Consider the following 17322-nt stretch of genomic DNA (forward strand, 5'->3'; position numbering starts at 1 on the left):
AAGAAAATTACTGATTATCTTCTTCCTCTTCTTCAGCGTCTTCCTCTCCCGGATAGGCATTTAATTTGATCTTCTCGATCTGTAGGTAGGTTTTGAACTGGTGAATCAGCTTGTCCATCTCCTTTTCTTTTTGCTGCAGGGCGTCTACCTCTTCGTCTGATGTTTGCAGCACCGGACGCAGGCGGCTTAGGCTATCCTTCATTTGGGCCACAGCATCTTCGGTGTGGTTGATCACATCCTGGTTTTGCTCAGCAGCCATGGCCAGTTGCAGCTGACCGATGTACATTTCCAGAAACTCCACCATATCCCAGGGGTTGTTGGGGCGATTCCAGGTAAAGGCGGTATTGCATCGGCGGCACTTATAGGTATTGCATTTCCAGCCGTGCTCGTTGGTGGTAGCACCGGTGCGTTTCAGCATATCGGCTTTGTTGCATTTCGGGCACTGGGCATTGTCCTCGATGATGTTGAGCAGGCGCTCCCGCTTATCCATGATGGCGGCGCGATTGGCAGCATGCGTGATCAGCTGCGTCTCCAGATTCTCGCACGCGGCTGTCATTTGTGTATGCTCCGCGCTGAGTTCTCCCTCTTCCATCAGTCGTGCGGCACGCTTACTGAAAAAGCGTATCAGTTTGATCAGTTCTCTCTCGTTGGGCTTCAGTGCGGGTTGTTTCATGTATCAGGTGTTTGTTCAAAGTTACAAAATCCGTGGCAAAGCACGAATTGTTCAGTCGTTTAACGCGCCTGCTTCGCTTCCCGGGTGCGCTTATAGATGCGAATGGCCAGCATCAGCAATGCCGAAAACAGCAGCAGACCCACAATGCCCCAGGCCATGCTTAGCGCACTTTTGAGCACTACCAAAAACACAATGGCGATCAGGAAGACGGTGGCCACCTCGTTCCAGATGCGCAGTTGGGTGGAGCTATACTTGATGATGCCGCTTTGCTGTTGCTTGAAAATACTGTGACAAAGGAAGTGGTATGCGTACAGCCCTACCACGAAAGCCAGTTTCCAGATAAGCCAGCCCGGAAAAGGGTCGTAAAGTCCAAGCGTGATAACAATGCTGGTACCAAAAATAAGCGTAAGCACAGCCGATGGCCAGGTAATGCCATACCAGAGCCGCTTCTGCATGATGCTGAACTGATTCTGCAGAATACTCCGTTCCGGCTCCGGTTTCTCCTGTGCCTCAGCATAATAGATGAACAGGCGCACGATGTAGAACAGGCCGGCAAACCAGGTAACCACAAATATAATGTGCAGGGCTTTGAGGTATAAAAAGGACATAGACCGTCAGGATGCTGTTTCGGCAAAGGTACATAAAAACAAAAGCCCGGCATACCTAAGGGTATCCGGACTTTGTTCTTCGGTCTGAATAATCAAAAAATCAATCCTATCAAATCACCTTAAACAGACTTACTAAAAACCGGCACCGTCATTTTTCCGGCCCATAGTCGGGCATCCAGGCACATGGCGATGTTGCGCACGAAGGGCTTGCCGGCAGGCAGTACTTGTATGTCCTGGTTGCTGTACTCTACCAGACCATCGTCGGCTAATGGTTGCAGGCGCATTAGCGCATCCACAAAGTAAGGCAATTCCTCAGGTTCCCAGCTGGTGTAATCGCGACACATCAGGTTCTGGATGTGGGTGCGCAACAGCATGTCCTCGCCGGTCAGCTCGTGACCTTTGAAGATTGGGAGATGACCAGTCAGCACGACTTCTTCGTAGGCTTCCACTTCCTTGATGTTCTGCATAAAGGCCGTGCCGGTGTCGGAAATGCTGGAGCAGCCCAAGCCGATTAGCAGTTGAGTATGACGCGGGGTATAGCCCATGAAATTGCGATGCAGCGTGCCATTGGCGGCTGCGATACAAAGCTCGTCTTCCGGTAGAGCAAAGTGGTCCATACCTGTTTCGATGTAACCAGCCTCTTCCAGCATGGCTCTGCCCAGTTCGTAAAGACCACGCTTTACTTCCGGTGCAGGCAGGTCAGCCTCTGAGTAGCGACGTTGGCCTTTGCTCTTCCAGGGCACGTGAGCGTAGCTGTAGAAGGCGATGCGCTCCGGACGCAGCTCTTTCACTTTCTCGATGGTATGGCGCACGCTCTTTTCGGTCTGGTGCGGCAGTCCGTAGATAATGTCGCCGTTGATGGAGGTATAGCCGATTTCACGGGCTATGTCAAATATCTCTTTCGTCTTTTCAAACGTCTGGATGCGGTTGATAATCAGTTGCACGTAGGGGTCGAAGTCCTGTATACCCACACTCAGTCTGCGAAAACCCAGGTCGTAAAGTACCTGCAGCTGTTCGCGATTCGTGGCGTTCGGGTGCACTTCGATGCTGAAAGCCGCATTAGGCGTAGTCTCAGTTTTTTCGAGCAATCGCTCCAGCAGGTTTTTGAGGTTGGCTGCGCTGAAGAAAGTCGGAGTACCACCACCCAGGTGCAGTTCCGTAATGCGTGGCTTCTCATCGAACAGTTCCAGATACTGGTCCCACTCTTTCAGTAGGGCCTCCAGGTAAGGTGACTCTACCGCGTGGTTTTTGGTGATGCGCTTGTTACAGCCACAATACGTACACAAAGCCTCACAAAAAGGCAGGTGCAGGTATAGACTGATGCCTTCTTTCTTATTTGTGGCTCGGAAAGCCTGCTGCACATGGCTCTTCCAACGGGCTTCGGTCAGGGGTTTTTCGTCCCAGAACGGCACAGTAGGGTAGCTGGTATAGCGTGGCGAAGGTACATCGTACTTGGCCAGTAGTTCAGCAGGAGTGACAGCAGTTTTCATAATCGTTTCTTCTAAATTGGTACATTGAAGCAATTGCTGCTTCATTACGGTTACAAAGGTCGGGCACCCCCGTCACCTAAGAAATGACATTTGTCAGTCAAGCTGCTTTTTATGAACTTTAGGGCAGGGCTAAGGGATGATATTTGTCATGAAAAGAAATTTTGTGACTGAATTGTTAGACGCTATACCTGTCATGAGCCTGCCTAAAGCCTGTTTGTGGCATTAAATTCTAACAGGTTCTCACTTGTCCTCAAGAGGATAGTTTCCGACAGAGTTTGAGGCCCTCCCTTAGTATCCGCTATACCTGTAAAACTAGATAGACATGCTTGACCATATCACAGAAACCATCCTCTTACTGGACGAAAAGAAATGCCGCCGGAACATCGCCATGATGGCCGAAAAAGCTGCACGCAACAACATTCGGCTGCGTCCGCATTTTAAAACGCACCAGTCCGCACAGGTGGGGGATTGGTTTCGGGAGGCTGGAACAGAAGCCATTACTGTCTCTTCACTCAAAATGGCCCGCTACTTTGCCAAGCACGGCTGGGATGACATCATGGTGGCTATACCTGTGAACATCCGCGAGATGGCGTTGGTAAACGAACTGGCGGCAAAGATAAAACTGCATTTGGTGGCCGTAAATATTGAAACAGTGCAGGCGCTGACAGAGCAGCTGAAGCATCCGGTGAATCTCTGGCTCAAGATCGATACAGGCTACCGCCGCACGGGCATTCTGCCACACAGCCACGAAGAACTCGATGCGATTGTGGCCTTGCTGGAGCAGAATGACAAGCTAAAGTTCACAGGCGTGCTCGCCCACGACGGCCATACCTACAAACAAACCGATGCAGAAGCTATTCGGACTATTCACCACACCACAGTTTTTCTCCTGAATTTGGTACGCGACAGGTATAAGGCGCGCTTCCCGGAGTTGCAGGTATCTATCGGGGACACGCCTTCGTGCAGCATCTTGCAGACCATCACTGGGGTTGACGAGATCCGCCCGGGCAACTATGTGTTCTATGACCTGACGCAACAGCACATCGGCTCCTGCAGTTTCGAGCAGATAGCGGTATGCATGGCCTGCCCGGTTATCGCAAAGCATCCGGAGCGTAACGAGATCATTGTGCACGGCGGCAGTGTGCATTTCTCAAAAGACAGCTTGGTGGGGGCAGATGGCTCGCTGATCTTCGGACGCGTGGTCGAGCTGACGGAAAACGGCTGGTCAGAACCCCTGGAAGGTATAGAACTAGTGTCCCTCTCGCAGGAGCACGGCACCATACGGGCCAGCAAGGAGCTCTTCGACAGGTATAAAATAGGTGACCTGATGGGAATACTGCCGATCCATTCCTGCCTTACTGCTGACGTGATGGGAAGCTACACGACCCTCGAGGGCAAGCGACTGGAGCATCTGTCAGGTATAGGGCAGCAGGGGCAACCTGTATAAGCAAGACCTACCGTCAGGTATAAGTAGCCGGTACTTTAGCGGGGTATATCCTGTGAAGTGTCGGCTTTTTTATAGCTTGGTTAAGGCACCGTACACTCCCTCTACCACAGCCGCCATTTTGTCGAAGTCAAGCGTATCGATGGTATCGCTGGTCTGGTGATAGTGTGGGTTGCGCAGAAAGGAGGAGTCGTTGATCATGATGGCGTTGATGTCGTACTTCCAGTAGTTGCGGTGGTCGGAGAGACCCACCAGCCCAAAACCGGCTGGAAGGTTAACCGATTGCACATCGATGGAGGTATGCTGGCGCATCAGGTCACGCACCTGCTGGGTATAGCCTTCCTGCCCTGTCTTTCCGACTACGACTATAAAATTGCCCTTATTAGGATAGTGCTTGGCCAGCTCCGGGTCGGGAAACTTCTGTGAATTAGGCTCATCCGAAAAGTAGCCGATCATTTCGTAGCAGATCATGGCCCGCACCATTACTTGCTGTTCGTGCAGTTTTCGGGCATGCACGGCGCTGCCCATGGCTTCGCTGGCAAAGAAAGGAGGCTCTTCCAGACAGTAAGCGACCAGTTCAATGTCGTGTTTTAGATCAGGCTTATGCTCGTGCAGGAGCCGAGCCGTTTCGAGCAGACCGGCCACACCACTGGCATTGTCGTCGGCACCGGGTTGGTCACCGCACACGTCGTAGTGGGCGCCTACCACAATGCGTTCAGCACTGCTTTGGCCTTTAAACATAGCTACCACATTTTTATAAGTCCTGTTGTCAACTTTAAATGGTTGCTCCACCACTTCACAATCCAGCCTCTCAAATTCACCTTTGATATACCTGACCGCTGTCTCCAGGGCCTCTATGTTCTGGTAGTTTCGGGCAGGCTGTATACCTGTCAGTTGCTCTACATCACGGTGAAGTCTGTGCTTGCTGTTTGTCATGCCTTTCATTGTCTGTGAACTTCCTTTTACGGTTTTAGCAAAATCTGTTTAATTGGCAATAGCAGGTATAGCACCGCTTTTTAGGGCAACTGCAAGGTATAGCCGCATGAGCAGCTAATCTTTTTTAAACAGGGCTATACCTTCCATTTGTCTGAAAGGTATATCTTTGCTTTCCCTCAGGAAGCTATGAGTACAGTCAAAACTCCTCACCCGATCAAGGCCATCCGGACGCCCAAGGCTACACCAGCCCCAAAGGCTCCCCGTGCTGCGCCTAAACGCAAGAAGCCTAAGAAGAAGCAGTCTAAGCTGCCTTTCTGGGTCGGGCTGGGCGTGGTCGCGGCTATTGGTTTGCTGGTTCTGTATGTGGAGTTCTTCACTGAAAAGAAGCAGCCTATCTGGCCGGAAGGGCACAGTCCGCTTGGTAATACGATTCTGGGTATAGACGTGTCCAAGTACCAGCGCAAGATCAACTGGGAGAAGGTGCGCGACAACGACGTGTCTTTCGCCTTTATCAAGGCCACTGAAGGCGTGAAGCTAAAAGACAGTCACTATGAGCGAAACTGGGAGGGCACACAGGAGGTGGGCATCATCCGAGGGGCTTACCATTTTTACCGTCCCAGCGTCTCGCCTGAGGAGCAGGCCCGCAACTTCATCCAGACAGTGGTGCTGCAGCCCGGTGACTTGCCGCCTGTACTGGATGTGGAGGTCCGTGGTAAGCAACCGCTCAACCACTTCCGGGGCGATATCAAAGAGTGGCTGGTGCATGTGGAGCGGGCCTATGGCACAAAGCCGATCATCTATACTGGCTATAGCTTTTACAAGGATTACTTGGAGGGCTTTTTTGACGAATACACGCTCTGGATCGCGCACTACAACGTGAAAGAGCTAAAGATGCAACGTACGGACCGGGCCTTGCTATCGTTCTGGCAGCACACTGACCGCGGCGTGATAGAAGGTATACGGGGGCCGGTAGACTGCAATATTTTCTACGGAACCAAAAAGGATATCCTCAAATTATGCATCCAGCCTAAAGAAACTATAGATCCGAAAGACTCCCCCAAAACAGCAAAGGCGCAACGATAAGCTGCGCCTTTGCTGTTTTTTATGGTTTCTATGCTGGTCTACCAGTCGTTGCTCCAGCGGTTTTGAGCTGTATTAAACTCACGTGGGCGACGGTCATCGCGGTTACGGTCACGGTCGCGGTCTCTGCGGCCTTGGCTACCAGACCGGTTTCCTGACTGCATGAAGCCACTCGAGCCGTAGTCGCCTTCGCCATATCGGCTGCGGGTTTCGCGGTTGTAGCCGCTGCCCATGTAGTTGCCCTGATCATCGCCATAGTTGGAGCTGTAGTAGTCGTCCCGTTCAAAGTCGTAGCGGCCCTGCCCGCTGCTGCCTTCAAAGCGGCGCGATACTTCGTTGCCGTACAGGTCTTCGCGGTCGGAGCCATACCTGTTGTGGCGACTGTAGTCACGGCCTTCCTCGCGGTAGCCACGGTTACCCATCGATCCTCTGCCTTCACTGCCATACCTGCGCTGAGATCCCATGCCGCTGTCAAACGGGTGGTCAGAATCGTGGCGGCCGCCGCGGATGTCGCCAAAGCCCTGGGCACCGCCATAGCTGCCCATGTTGCCGTAGTTGCGGGATGAGCTGTAGGTATCGTTGTCGGTGATGTTTCTTCTGGAATAGTTGCGCGATCCGCCCCGCTCATTGCCCTGGTTACCCCAAGTGTCCTGATAGGTTTCATTGCCATAGCCGCCATGCGCTGCAGAGCCGTAGTCGTCGAATCGGTAGCCGCTGTCCTGCTCAGGATGACGGTAGCGCTCTGAGCGACGGGTATGGAAATCTCTTTCATGACGGTCGTGATCCCGGTCTGATGAATGTCTGTTCATAGTTCTAAGTTTTAGCGTTCTACATCAATACATTATACTTATTAACGAGAGCAACCGTCAACTGTTGGGGAATTTGTGTCTGTACTTATTGGGGGCTGGGCAGCAAACTGGCGGGAAGTATGGTATGGGGGCGGGCGCCAGTGTTAACAGGTTTTTGTACCAGCGGCTTGTCCTGTTCCTGAGAGGTATTGTAAGGCTTGTAGCCAAAGAGCAAAAAACTGGTAGAAACAGCCACAGAGACCATGGTGATCAAAATAGCTACGTAGCGGATGCCGTCGTAAAAGCTGTGACGCGTACGCCAGATTGCCAGTCGGAGCGGTTGCAGGACAGGCTGCAGCAGGTGGGCGTGCAGGATGTTGTGTCGCACCCATTGTATGAATTTCTCCTGTCCGATCACCACCACAGAACCCAATATGAATACGTTCACGAGCGAAAACATGGCCATCATCTGTACATACGGATTGGTGTACAGGTGCCCGTACAGGTGCTGGCTGTAGGCAATGGCTCCGAGCATCAGTCCGACCATCAGTATGTTGGGCAGACTCAGCAACCAGTTGTTTTTTGGCTTGTCATCTTTAGGGGTGGGTATATAAGGTACTTTTACCCGGAAAATAGAGTAAACGAGCCCCAGCAGGAAGATCCACCAGGTGCCGGTACGCAGAATGCCCCCGAACATGTGAAAGCCCTTTTCATTTTTCTCGTGGTACCAGCGCTGCGCATATTGCCGGATAGCAATGGAGATCAGGAAGAAAGGCGTGAACATGATCAGGAACTCACCCAAAGACACATACCAGGGAAATTCAGCCATGATCAGCGCCAGGGAAGGAATCAGGAAATCAATCAGGTTGAAAACCCCAAACAGGTAGTAGAGCGGCAGTGTGCCGTAGTGGATGCGCTGCCGCCAGGTAAAGTGTTTGAACAGTTTCGGATATGTGGTGAAGAGCAACTCAAAGGTGCCACGGCTCCACTTTACCTGCTGCTTGTAGTAGGCGGCCAGCGTGCCGGGTACCAGGCCTCTGTTCAGGATTTTGGGTACGTATACTGATTTCCATCCTTTGGCATGCAACTGCATGGCCGTATGCATGTCTTCGGCCAGACCCGCTGCGTGACCACCAATGCTGTCGAGGGCGCTGCGTCGGAAAACGCAGTTGGCCCCGATGGCCTGCGCCGTACCGTGTGCATTCATGCCCATCATCATGGGGCCATAGAAGTTATAAGTCTGCTCGGCGGCACCATAAGCCACCAGGCTTTCCTTCTGGTTGTAATACGCCTGCACGCACTGCACATAGCCAATCTCCGGATCTTCAAAATAAGGTAGCACCTCGTCCAGAAATTCCGGCACCGGCACATGGTCCGGGTCGAGAATCAGGCAGATGTCACCGGTGGCCTGTTTCAGGGCGTTGTTGATGTTTCCTGCCTTGGCGTTGATCTTTTTGGTACGGGTCACATGGATCACACCCAATCGTTCGCACTGTTCCTTCAGGTATGGATCATCGGCTTCGTCGCACAGGTAAGTGGTATGCGGATAGCGGATGCGCTGAATGGCCTCCAGTGTGTTAATGATCATGTCATAAGGCTCGCCGGCACAAAAAGTAGTGAGCACATCCACCTTAAACTTAGTTCGCAGCTTAGGCTTGACCGGTACGCTCACATCAAAATAGTGGTACCATTCGTGCAGGGTGCGCAGCAGTTTAAAGCCGAGGGCAGTAGTCAGAAGTATATAGAGCGGCAGGTAGCCGATATGGTCTGCGTCGATAAACCAGTACAGGAACAGCACCATGGTGATCAAGCCCATCACGATCATGAGGCGGATGGTCAGGACATCCTTCGGCTTAGGGACAACGCCGGGAATGGAAGTATGCTGTACTTTAGGGTTACTGGCAGGAATGTTATACATCAGCGAACGGGAACGTGTATTTTTTTAGGATAGCTTAATTTTTATGCACTAGCTGTTTTGCCTGTTTTGTGATTATTTGGTACAATAACATCTGTGGTTTATACTCGTATTATCCTCAAAAGTTCCATTGCTTTACCCTGTATTTAATCGCTTACGCCTTACTTTCTTGACTTTATGCTGACCAGCTACATGGTTTATTCTATCCGTTTTAGTACAATTGTTATCTTTTGCTTATCTGTTTTAAGTTCTTGTGCTTTTATAACATCTGATGATCAACAGTATAACAAACTGGGGCGCACAGTAGAAGTCGTGAAGGAGGGGGAGAAGTATACTTTATACCGGAATGGCGAACCCTACTTTATAAAGGGAGCCGCCGGATACGAGCATTTTGACAAGGTAGCTGCTTATGGTGGCAACTCTATCCGGGTGTGGCACACGGATGATGCGCAGCGCATTCTGGACGAAGCGCATGAACAAGGGCTAACCGTTATGCTGGGACTTTGGATGGAACGGGAGCGGGAAGGCTTCAACTACTACGACAAAGAGGACGTGGCGGCTCAGAAGGAGCGTTTACGTGCAGAAGTCCTCAAATACAAGGACCATCCGGCCTTACTGATGTGGGTAGTAGGCAATGAACTTTACGCGGAAGGCTCCAATGTGAAGGTATGGGATGCCGTGAACGGCATTGCCGAAATGATCCATGAAATAGATCCGAACCACCCGACGACCACTACTGTCATGAACGTGCCAAAGCAGGTTGTCAACCTGATCAAGCGACGCTGCCCGGCCATCGACATTCTCTCCATCAACTCCTTCGGAGCCCTGAACGACCTGCCGGCTGAAATCCGTGAAACCAACTGGAGCGGGCCTTATGTGATAGCTGAGTTCGGAGGCAGAGGCTACTGGGAGACTTACACGACCTGGTGGTATGCCCCGATCGAGCAGACTAGCTCCGAAAAAGCCTCCTTTGCCCGCGAAAGGTATGAAAATACCGTGTTGGCTGACCCTAACCGTTGTTTGGGTGCCTATGCTTTTATTTGGGGCTACAAGTACGAAACCACCCCGACCTGGTTCAGCATTATGACCGAGACCGGCGAAGAAACGGAGTTAGCACAGGTGATGCGGGAGATCTGGAGCGGGAAGCGGGATTTTAACCGGGCGCCGCACATCGCCTATCTCTCGCTCAAAGACATCTTTCCAACGGACCAGGTATACCTGCAACCCGGTGAATTGTCCTCAGCAGCAGTGTTCGCTACTGACCCTGACGGCGATAGTTTGCAAGTGCAGTGGGAGCTACTGCCGGAAACGGTAAGTGAAGACGGCAATGCCATCAAAGAAGAAAAGCCTGACGCTATACCTGATGCGATCCAGAAAACAACTGGCAACAACGTCACTCTCAAAGCCCCGCAGCGTGACGGGGCCTACCGACTCTATGCCTATGTTTATGACGGGCAGGGAAACGTTGCCACGGCCAACTTTCCTTTCTATGTGAAGGCTGGCAACACCTTCAGCTCAGCATTGGATTTCTATTGATATATTCCAGGTTTTATCCAAATTAAATTTTGCCTTTCAAGGGAAAATTGTGACTATACCTTACCTGATTGTTTATTTAGTCAGTGCTACAACTAATTCAGCGCTTTATGAGTAAACCACTTACCTCAGTTTTAGATTAAGGAGTAGTACAATTTAGACTGTTTCTGACAGAGGCGGTCTTCAGGCAATGCTGTCTCCTGCTGAAGATTACATCCATCACAGAGCCTGAATTTGACACATGAATAAGCAACTGAATCATACAAAAGTAAAAACTGCCCAAGACCCGGTAAAAATTAAAAAAAAGACTGTGAAAGCAGAGCAGACTCCCCCTGGCGATAGCGAACTAACCGCAGAGAGCTTTTACAAAGAAGCACTGAGCCTGTTGGTCAAGAGTGAGGCCAAGTTCCTGGTAGGTGGCGGTCTGGCCCTTGACATGTACACGGGGATCAACAGGGCAACAAAAGACATGGACATTTTCTGCAAGGTGGGAGAGTGCCCCCGCATTCTCAAGACCTTTGCCGAAGAGGGTTACTATACCGAAATGACAGACGCCCGTTGGCTGGCCAAAGCCAAAAAAGGGGAGCACCTCATGGACCTGATCTTCAATAACCCCGCCAGCATGTGCCCGGTGGATGACCGTTGGTTTGAGTATGCCACAGAAGGCGAGCTGTACGGTGTAAAAGTGAAATTTATGCCTGCCGAAGAGCTGATCTGGTGTAAACTGTATGTGCAGAATCGGGAACGCTACGACGGTTCTGACATCAACCACATCATCTTGAGCTGCGGCGATAAGCTGGACTGGAACCGGCTGTGGTCCTACACAGAACAGCACTGGCAGCTGTTACTGGCCCAGTTCATGAGTTTCCAGTTCGTATATCCATCCGACCGGGACATCATACCCCGTTGGCTAATGGACGAACTGCTGCTGCGGGCCAGAGAGCAGTATGATGTGGAACCACCAAAAGACAAAATCTGCCGGGGCCCGTTCATCGACCAGACACAGTACGGGCATGATGTACGTGTATGGGATTACAAGGCCCTTACTATGCGAACGATATAGTTGCTATACCTGCTAAGAGGTATAGCCAACAGAAAAACGCCACTGCTCATTGTAGTGGCGTTTTTTTATGTATTAACTTTTGGCTGCCTGAGTGCTTTGCTCCTGTACCTGCTCTGAGGTGAGGCCAAAAATAGGGGGTGTCGGTACACCAAGTATGCCCAGATAGGTATAGATGTGCGCCCGGTGATGAATTTCATGCTCAACCAACGCGCGAAGCCATTTCCAGCACGTGATTTGACCGCCTCCCGGTGTTTGTATTTTCTGCTGCAGGTCCTGGTCAGACAGGCTGTTGAAAATAGCGAGACTTTCCTGATGCTTTTCCCTGAAAAAGGCCAGTACATATTCCGGACCATCCGCCAGCGCCTTGCCGCAACCGGTATAAGCGGCAGGTCTGCCTTGCACGGTTTCCGCATACAGGTAGCGCTCTATGGCCGCAATGTGCCGGATCTGGTCTGCAAAGGTGAATTTCCCTTCCCGGTAGGTCCAATCGAACTGGTCGGCAGGTATACAGGCGATGACACGCTCGGTGCGCTGCCTGATCTTGCTGTAGTAATCCAGAAAAGAAGGTATGCTGCTGATTTCCATGGGCTTTTTAGGCTGAGAACGAGTTTCAGGTCAAAATAAGTTGCTGCGTCGCTCAAGTAATATAGTGTTGCGCCAAACTCCGTGCAACTGAGCGATACGATCGCGGTAGCCGATCTGCCGGAAGCCGTGCCGCTCCTGCAGGCGCAGGCTGGTGGTATTATCAGAAAAAGTGGATGACTGCAGTGTCCAGATGCCGTTGGCTTCGCTCTCCTCAATCATGGCTTGCATGAGCCTATCGGCTATACCTCTGCCACGGTGGAGGGAGGCAATGTAAATGCTGAACTCAGCCACTCCCCGGTAACAGGCCCGGGAGGAGACGGGTAGGAGCGCCACCCAACCCAGCACTTCCTCATTTTCAACAGCGACGATTCGGGTATGCGGCAGATGGTTACGGTCCCATTCCTCCCAGGTGGGCACCTCGGTGTTGAAGGTCGAAAAGCCGGTTTCCAGGCCCTCCCCGTAAATGCGGAGCACCTCATGCGCATGCTCCTGCTGCATTGTTGCAAGCTGTATCATCGTTTATTTCCAGATCAGAATCAAAGTGCCACACAAGATCACGCCCATACCCAGCAGCAGACGTGGCGTGAGCGGCTCGTTCAGCAGAAAGTAGGAGAGTCCCACCGTGACCAGTATACCTGCCCGGTCTATGGTAGCCACTACCGATACATCGGCTGTTTTGATGGCTTTAAAATAGAGTATCCAATACACTGCCGTGCAGGCTCCTGCCAGTATAAACCAAGTGAGCGTTTTGTTGTCGATCAACCGGGCTGACTTGAGGCCACCTGCGTAGAGTGCGTGGCCCAGCACCATCATAAATAATACCCCTGTGCGTATCACCAGCGCCAAATGCTCGTTGGCGTTGTTATTCATGCCCATCTTCGCAAACACCATTGCCACGCCCCCTGTGAGCATGGCAACGAGTGCGTATCCTAACCAAGATTCCATTATCCTCTAAATTTCAGGCTGCAATAGTACGACAGGTTTTACACTCTCCAACTAATTCTGCTCGGAATTTTTGTGTGGCTTTCTACCTTATTTTTTTGTGAGTTGATTAGCAGCTCTTACCTGTACTATTTCCGCCTTCATGGCTTCCAGGTCAGTGCGGAATTGACGGCTCTTCATCAGTTCGTCCACAAACTGGTGGGCAAACTCCTTACCGGCTTCCGAGTCGCTTGGGTAGTGCACGCCGCGGGTTTCTCTGGAGAAGGCCATGTCGCTGGCAACACCCATGAAGTGGTCTTTATACTCCGGGAAAATGTGGCTCAGAATATAGGCATGCACGTGCGAAGTAGAAGAGTGTCCGCTAGGGTAGGAGGCGTGGCCCGGCGCTTCCAGGTTCTCCAGTCGGCTATCCAACTGGTAAGGACGAGGGCGGCTAAAGTCGGCTTTGAGGGAGAAGATGTAGTAAGTAGCATCCTGAATCACCTGTTGCAATACCCGCGATGTAACCGGCAACTGCTGCGCATTGAACCAGGGACCCAGATCGCGGCCAATGAAGAAAAGGCTGTTGATGTTGCGGGTATAGTCGGCGTCGGCCGGGTTGGTGGTCAATGGGTCGAAGTATATGTTGGCCATGGTCTCAGTGCGGTTGATGGCTTCGGCGTTGCGGGTTTTTTGCAGGTGCAGCAGGAAGTCAAGTTCAGCGCGGGTTTCAGCCGAACTGTTGGCCGGGAAAGGCTTGATTTTGAATTTGCTCACCGGCACATCCACGTATACCGTGCGCAGCTTCAGGTAGGCGCCACGTTTGAAGTCAGCCTCCGGGAAGGTGATGTCATCCAGTGAGCGAATGGCTACATCCGACTTGTTTTCTTTAGCTGGCTTGTTAGGACCGTTGTTGCTGGCGAAAGCTGTTTGAGCTGTTGCGGAGAAACTGGTGCAGAAGCCCGTAACCAGTAGGATGGCGATAGCCAACAGGGTGGTAGTGGTAGAAGATCTGTCCGTCTTCGATTCTTTGCAGTTTTGGCATGAGGCCGTTTGCTCTGTGGCATCCTGAGCTTGCTTGCTCTGTGCTGCTTTCTGATTTTCGATTGACTGTGGCGTTGCGAATTGATAAATCGGTTCCATATGATGAATTGTTATTAATGTTTTGGTTTCAAATTCATCAGGATGACGGGGAGGATGCCGGAAAGACGCAGGGTTCAGAAATTTTTTTTGAGAATTATTCTGTCTGGTAAATTAATCGGCTGTCACGCTGCACTCTTGCTGGGGCTTTCACCATAAACTTAGTACCTTAGCGGCACCCAATCCTATACCTCTTGACAACAGGTATAGCTTAGAATCGCAATCAAAATAAAACCCATACATGAGCACTGAAGTAAGAGCACTCGAACCGAAAGCCCTTTGGAATAATTTCGCCGACCTGAACGCCGTTCCGCGTCCTTCCAAAAAAGAAGAGCGTGTGATCGCCTTTATGATGGAATTTGGTCAAAAACTTGGCCTTGAAACTATACAGGACGAAATCGGCAATGTCATCATCAAGAAACCCGCCACCGCAGGTATGGAAGACCGCAAGACGGTGCTGATTCAGAGCCACGTGGACATGGTGCATCAAAAGAATGCCGACACTGATTTTGACTTCGATAAGCAAGGCATCGACATGTATGTGGACGGTGACTGGGTAAAAGCCCGCGGCACGACACTGGGAGCCGACAATGGTTTGGGTGTGGCCACGATCATGGCGCTTCTGGCCTCTACTGACATTGAGCATCCAGCCATCGAGGCGCTGTTCACAGTAGACGAAGAAACAGGTATGACCGGTGCCCTCGGCCTGAAAGGCGGTATGCTGGAAGCCGATATCATGCTCAACCTCGATACCGAAGATGATACCGAACTGACAATAGGTTGCGCCGGCGGAGTGGACATCAATGCCAGCGGCACTTACCAGCCTGAAGGTATAAGCGGTGACATGAAAGGTTACAAAGTAAACATCAAAGGCCTGACGGGCGGTCACTCCGGTATGGACATATACCTCGGTCGCGGCAACGCGAACAAACTGATGAACCGACTGCTGCACCAAGCTACTGAAAAAGTTGGCTTGCGCATCGGCTCGATCGATGGCGGCGGACTGCGCAATGCGATCCCTCGTGAGTCCGTAGCCGTGGTAGCTATACCTACAGGGGAGGCTAGAGCTTTTGAGAATTTTGTGGAGGAGCTGACAGCCATCTTTAAAAACGAGCACGCTACGACAGACCCGAATCTGGCCGTGACAGTAGAGCAGACAGAAACACCTGCACAGGTTTTACCAGCCGACTATCAGGCGAATTTATTGCGTGCCCTCTACGCATGCCATAACGGGGTATACCGTATGAGCCCGGATATCCAGCACTTGGTGCAGACTTCCAATAACGTGGCCCGCGTATTGGTACAGGATGGAAAACTGACCGTTCAGTGCCTCACCCGTAGCTCTGTAGACAGCGAGAAAATGGATCTGGCTGCAGCTATTCAAAGTGCCCTCGAATTGGGTGGCGCATCAGTATCGCTCAGTGGTATGTATCCGGGTTGGATGCCTCGTCCGGGTGCAGGCATTGTGCAGCTGATGAGCGACCTTTACAAAGAGAAGTATAACGGCGAAGCCCATGTGAACGCCTGCCATGCTGGTCTGGAATGCGGTATCATCGGTGCCAACTACCCTGAGATGGAAATGATCTCTTTCGGTCCGAACATTCGCGGTGCTCACTCACCAGATGAAAAAGTGCAGATCAGCTCGGTGCAGAAGTACTGGGATTTCCTGCTGGATACACTGAAGCGTATACCTGCTAAAGCGTAATAGAAACCTGAAACAGAAGAGCCGCTCCTGCAAATGCAAAGAGCGGCTCTTCTGTTTTAAATAGCTCCAACAGAAAGCCCTTTCCTGCGTTATCGGCCTGGGAGAGGGTTTTTTTAGCAGTAAGTGTGCTGTATTGCTCGGTCGGTTTGCGAACTCTTCCACTGGCCATGATCTGAAAGGCCGGGTAATCATGGCCTAAAGAATCGTGAGCGCTGCAGAGAGATTAGCCATGATGTGCTATACCTTATGTAGGAGACAGGATCTTGTTAATTCTTCAGATAAACTCTGAATTCAGAGCCTTTACCTTGCTGGCTGTCGCACTCAATTTTACCGTCACAGTTCTCTACGATCCGTTTCACGATAGCGAGGCCTACGCCGGTACCTTCCACATGCGCATGCAGGCGCTTGAACATGTCAAATACCTTGTCCCGATCTTCTGGTTTCAAACCGAGTCCATTGTCTTTTACCCGGAACACAGTATAAGTGCCCTCACGGTATGTGCTGACCTCAATCAATGGTTTACGTTCCGGTGAGCTGTACTTGATGGCATTTGATACCAGGTTGTAGACGATGCTGCGAAGGTTTTTGCGGGAAAAAACCATTTCGGGGGCCTCCGAAAAGTCCGTCTTTATCTCAGCGTCATATTTGGTGATCAGCTCCTGGATATTGAGGGTCACATCCTCTAGCAATTCCTCAAATCGGACGCTTTCGATGGCTGTTTCATCCTGATGCTGTAGCTTGGCCACTTCGGTCAGGTCCATCAGCGTGTGTTTAAACCTGCTGATGGCATCCTGAATCATAGCCATGATGATATTCAGTTCATTGTGATCAGGTTCCGGGCTTTCGAGTATTTCTTTCAGCGCCACCGCCAGTCCCTCGATGTTGTTGATAGGGGCCTTGAGATCGTGCGAGGCAGTGTATACAAAATTGTCGAGGTCTTTGTTCACGCGGGTAAGTTCCGCTGTGCGGGCCTTCACTCGTTCTTCCAGTTCGCGGTTGATTTCCTGGGTACGTTTGTGGGCAAGCTCCACTTCTTTCTTCTGCAGGTAAAAGCGAACAAATGCCGCTACCTTTGCCTTGGTAATGGCAGGGTGCAGCGGTTTGAAAAGAAAGTCCACGGCACCGGCCTCAAAACCTTCCATCACATGCACGTCCTGCTGGTGGATGGCTGTCACGAAAATAATGGGTATATCCCGTGTTTTAGAAATATCGCGCAGGTAGCGGGCAACTTCATAGCCATTCATGCCGGGCATTTGCACGTCCAGCAGGATCAGCGCTATTTCTTCCTGCAGCGCCAGCTTCAGGGCTTCTTCGCCCGAGTTGGCAAACAGGTATTCCGTATTATCGCCTTCCTCAGAGAGCAGACTCGCCAGACTGACAAGGTTTTCTTCCTTGTCGTCGACTAGCAATATCTTTACCGGGTGGGTAGCTGTAGGCAAGG

General features: G+C 51.4%; 17 protein-coding genes. 5 read left to right on the forward strand and 12 right to left on the reverse strand.

Annotated elements, in window-relative coordinates; genetic code table 11:
- Positions 1-7 precede the first annotated feature (7 nt).
- The 3 genes from Q1A54_RS14755 to hemN form a co-directional block, all read right to left on the reverse strand.
- A complete protein-coding gene (locus Q1A54_RS14755) occupies positions 8-673 on the reverse strand; it encodes a hypothetical protein (RefSeq protein WP_299989738.1) in 666 nt (221 codons plus the stop codon).
- A 59-nt stretch (positions 674-732) separates the two neighbouring features.
- On the reverse strand, positions 733-1281 hold the full coding sequence (locus tag Q1A54_RS14760; RefSeq protein WP_196121000.1) for a CopD family protein: 549 nt from the start codon (positions 1279-1281) through the stop codon (positions 733-735).
- Positions 1282-1400: 119 nt separating this feature from the next.
- Complete coding sequence (gene hemN, locus Q1A54_RS14765) at positions 1401-2771, reverse strand: oxygen-independent coproporphyrinogen III oxidase (RefSeq protein WP_299989741.1); 1371 nt, start codon at positions 2769-2771, stop codon at positions 1401-1403.
- A gap of 322 nt (positions 2772-3093) precedes the next feature.
- Here hemN and Q1A54_RS14770 point away from each other — a divergent pair, with 322 nt between their 5' ends.
- A complete protein-coding gene (locus Q1A54_RS14770; protein WP_299989744.1) occupies positions 3094-4218 on the forward strand; it encodes an alanine racemase in 1125 nt (374 codons plus the stop codon).
- 69 nt (positions 4219-4287) lie between these two features.
- Here Q1A54_RS14770 and Q1A54_RS14775 read toward each other — a convergent pair whose 3' ends face one another.
- Positions 4288-5151 (reverse strand): M28 family peptidase, encoded by an 864-nt coding sequence (locus Q1A54_RS14775; RefSeq protein WP_299989747.1) that lies wholly within the window; start codon positions 5149-5151, stop codon positions 4288-4290.
- Positions 5152-5337: 186 nt separating this feature from the next.
- Here Q1A54_RS14775 and Q1A54_RS14780 point away from each other — a divergent pair, with 186 nt between their 5' ends.
- Positions 5338-6234: a glycoside hydrolase family 25 protein gene (locus Q1A54_RS14780; RefSeq protein ID WP_299989750.1), complete on the forward strand. Its 897-nt coding sequence runs from the start codon at positions 5338-5340 to the stop codon at positions 6232-6234.
- Between the two features lie 38 nt (positions 6235-6272).
- On the opposite strand, the gene Q1A54_RS14785 is transcribed toward Q1A54_RS14780, so the two are convergent.
- The gene (locus Q1A54_RS14785; RefSeq protein ID WP_299989753.1) at positions 6273-7040 is read right to left on the reverse strand and encodes a hypothetical protein; all 768 of its coding nucleotides are present in this window, start codon (positions 7038-7040) and stop codon (positions 6273-6275) included.
- An 85-nt stretch (positions 7041-7125) separates the two neighbouring features.
- Entirely contained in the window at positions 7126-8937 is a 1812-nt protein-coding gene (locus Q1A54_RS14790) for a glycosyltransferase family 2 protein (RefSeq protein WP_299989756.1), read from the reverse strand.
- Positions 8938-9246: 309 nt separating this feature from the next.
- Here Q1A54_RS14790 and Q1A54_RS14795 point away from each other — a divergent pair, with 309 nt between their 5' ends.
- Together Q1A54_RS14795 and Q1A54_RS14800 are read left to right on the forward strand one after the other, a co-directional pair.
- A complete protein-coding gene (locus Q1A54_RS14795; protein WP_299989761.1) occupies positions 9247-10470 on the forward strand; it encodes a glycoside hydrolase family 2 TIM barrel-domain containing protein in 1224 nt (407 codons plus the stop codon).
- Between the two features lie 238 nt (positions 10471-10708).
- A complete protein-coding gene (locus Q1A54_RS14800) occupies positions 10709-11530 on the forward strand; it encodes a nucleotidyltransferase (RefSeq protein WP_299989764.1) in 822 nt (273 codons plus the stop codon).
- A 72-nt stretch (positions 11531-11602) separates the two neighbouring features.
- Here Q1A54_RS14800 and Q1A54_RS14805 read toward each other — a convergent pair whose 3' ends face one another.
- The 4 genes from Q1A54_RS14805 to Q1A54_RS14820 form a co-directional block, all read right to left on the reverse strand.
- Complete coding sequence (locus Q1A54_RS14805; RefSeq protein WP_299989767.1) at positions 11603-12115, reverse strand: DinB family protein; 513 nt, start codon at positions 12113-12115, stop codon at positions 11603-11605.
- A gap of 30 nt (positions 12116-12145) precedes the next feature.
- Positions 12146-12631, reverse strand: a complete 486-nt coding sequence (locus Q1A54_RS14810) for a GNAT family N-acetyltransferase (protein ID WP_299989770.1) — start codon at positions 12629-12631, stop codon at positions 12146-12148.
- Positions 12632-12634: 3 nt separating this feature from the next.
- Positions 12635-13060: an EamA family transporter gene (locus Q1A54_RS14815; RefSeq protein WP_007659376.1), complete on the reverse strand. Its 426-nt coding sequence runs from the start codon at positions 13058-13060 to the stop codon at positions 12635-12637.
- Positions 13061-13147: 87 nt separating this feature from the next.
- A complete protein-coding gene (locus tag Q1A54_RS14820) occupies positions 13148-14179 on the reverse strand; it encodes a phosphatase PAP2 family protein (RefSeq protein ID WP_299989773.1) in 1032 nt (343 codons plus the stop codon).
- A 238-nt stretch (positions 14180-14417) separates the two neighbouring features.
- Between Q1A54_RS14820 and Q1A54_RS14825 the strand changes: the two genes are divergently transcribed.
- A complete protein-coding gene (locus Q1A54_RS14825; protein ID WP_299989776.1) occupies positions 14418-15881 on the forward strand; it encodes an aminoacyl-histidine dipeptidase in 1464 nt (487 codons plus the stop codon).
- Here the strand turns inward: Q1A54_RS14825 and Q1A54_RS14830 are convergent.
- The gene (locus tag Q1A54_RS14830; RefSeq protein WP_299989778.1) at positions 15871-16050 is read right to left on the reverse strand and encodes a hypothetical protein; all 180 of its coding nucleotides are present in this window, start codon (positions 16048-16050) and stop codon (positions 15871-15873) included. The genes Q1A54_RS14825 and Q1A54_RS14830 overlap by 11 nt on opposite strands.
- A 97-nt stretch (positions 16051-16147) precedes the next feature.
- Complete coding sequence (locus Q1A54_RS14835; protein WP_299989781.1) at positions 16148-17320, reverse strand: hybrid sensor histidine kinase/response regulator; 1173 nt, start codon at positions 17318-17320, stop codon at positions 16148-16150.
- Between the last annotated feature and the right edge of the window lie 2 nt (positions 17321-17322).

The sequence above is a fragment of the uncultured Pontibacter sp. genome (assembly GCF_947502515.1).
GTDB lineage: Bacteria > Bacteroidota > Bacteroidia > Cytophagales > Hymenobacteraceae > Pontibacter.

Bases quoted from the DNA above. Each gene is read 5' to 3' on its own strand.
- Q1A54_RS14790 (WP_299989756.1), bottom strand. From the start codon at position 8,937: ATGTATAACATTCCTGCCAGTAACCCTAAAGTACAGCATACTTCCATT.
- Q1A54_RS14770 (WP_299989744.1), top strand. From the start codon at position 3,094: ATGCTTGACCATATCACAGAAACCATCCTCTTACTGGACGAAAAGAAA.
- hemN (WP_299989741.1), bottom strand. From the start codon at position 2,771: ATGAAAACTGCTGTCACTCCTGCTGAACTACTGGCCAAGTACGATGTA.
- Q1A54_RS14755 (WP_299989738.1), bottom strand. From the start codon at position 673: ATGAAACAACCCGCACTGAAGCCCAACGAGAGAGAACTGATCAAACTG.
- Q1A54_RS14810 (WP_299989770.1), bottom strand. From the start codon at position 12,631: ATGATACAGCTTGCAACAATGCAGCAGGAGCATGCGCATGAGGTGCTC.
- Q1A54_RS14815 (WP_007659376.1), bottom strand. From the start codon at position 13,060: ATGGAATCTTGGTTAGGATACGCACTCGTTGCCATGCTCACAGGGGGC.
- Q1A54_RS14760 (WP_196121000.1), bottom strand. From the start codon at position 1,281: ATGTCCTTTTTATACCTCAAAGCCCTGCACATTATATTTGTGGTTACC.
- Q1A54_RS14775 (WP_299989747.1), bottom strand. From the start codon at position 5,151: ATGACAAACAGCAAGCACAGACTTCACCGTGATGTAGAGCAACTGACA.
- Q1A54_RS14780 (WP_299989750.1), top strand. From the start codon at position 5,338: ATGAGTACAGTCAAAACTCCTCACCCGATCAAGGCCATCCGGACGCCC.
- Q1A54_RS14805 (WP_299989767.1), bottom strand. From the start codon at position 12,115: ATGGAAATCAGCAGCATACCTTCTTTTCTGGATTACTACAGCAAGATC.
- Q1A54_RS14820 (WP_299989773.1), bottom strand. From the start codon at position 14,179: ATGGAACCGATTTATCAATTCGCAACGCCACAGTCAATCGAAAATCAG.
- Q1A54_RS14825 (WP_299989776.1), top strand. From the start codon at position 14,418: ATGAGCACTGAAGTAAGAGCACTCGAACCGAAAGCCCTTTGGAATAAT.
- Q1A54_RS14785 (WP_299989753.1), bottom strand. From the start codon at position 7,040: ATGAACAGACATTCATCAGACCGGGATCACGACCGTCATGAAAGAGAT.
- Q1A54_RS14830 (WP_299989778.1), bottom strand. From the start codon at position 16,050: ATGGCCAGTGGAAGAGTTCGCAAACCGACCGAGCAATACAGCACACTT.
- Q1A54_RS14800 (WP_299989764.1), top strand. From the start codon at position 10,709: ATGAATAAGCAACTGAATCATACAAAAGTAAAAACTGCCCAAGACCCG.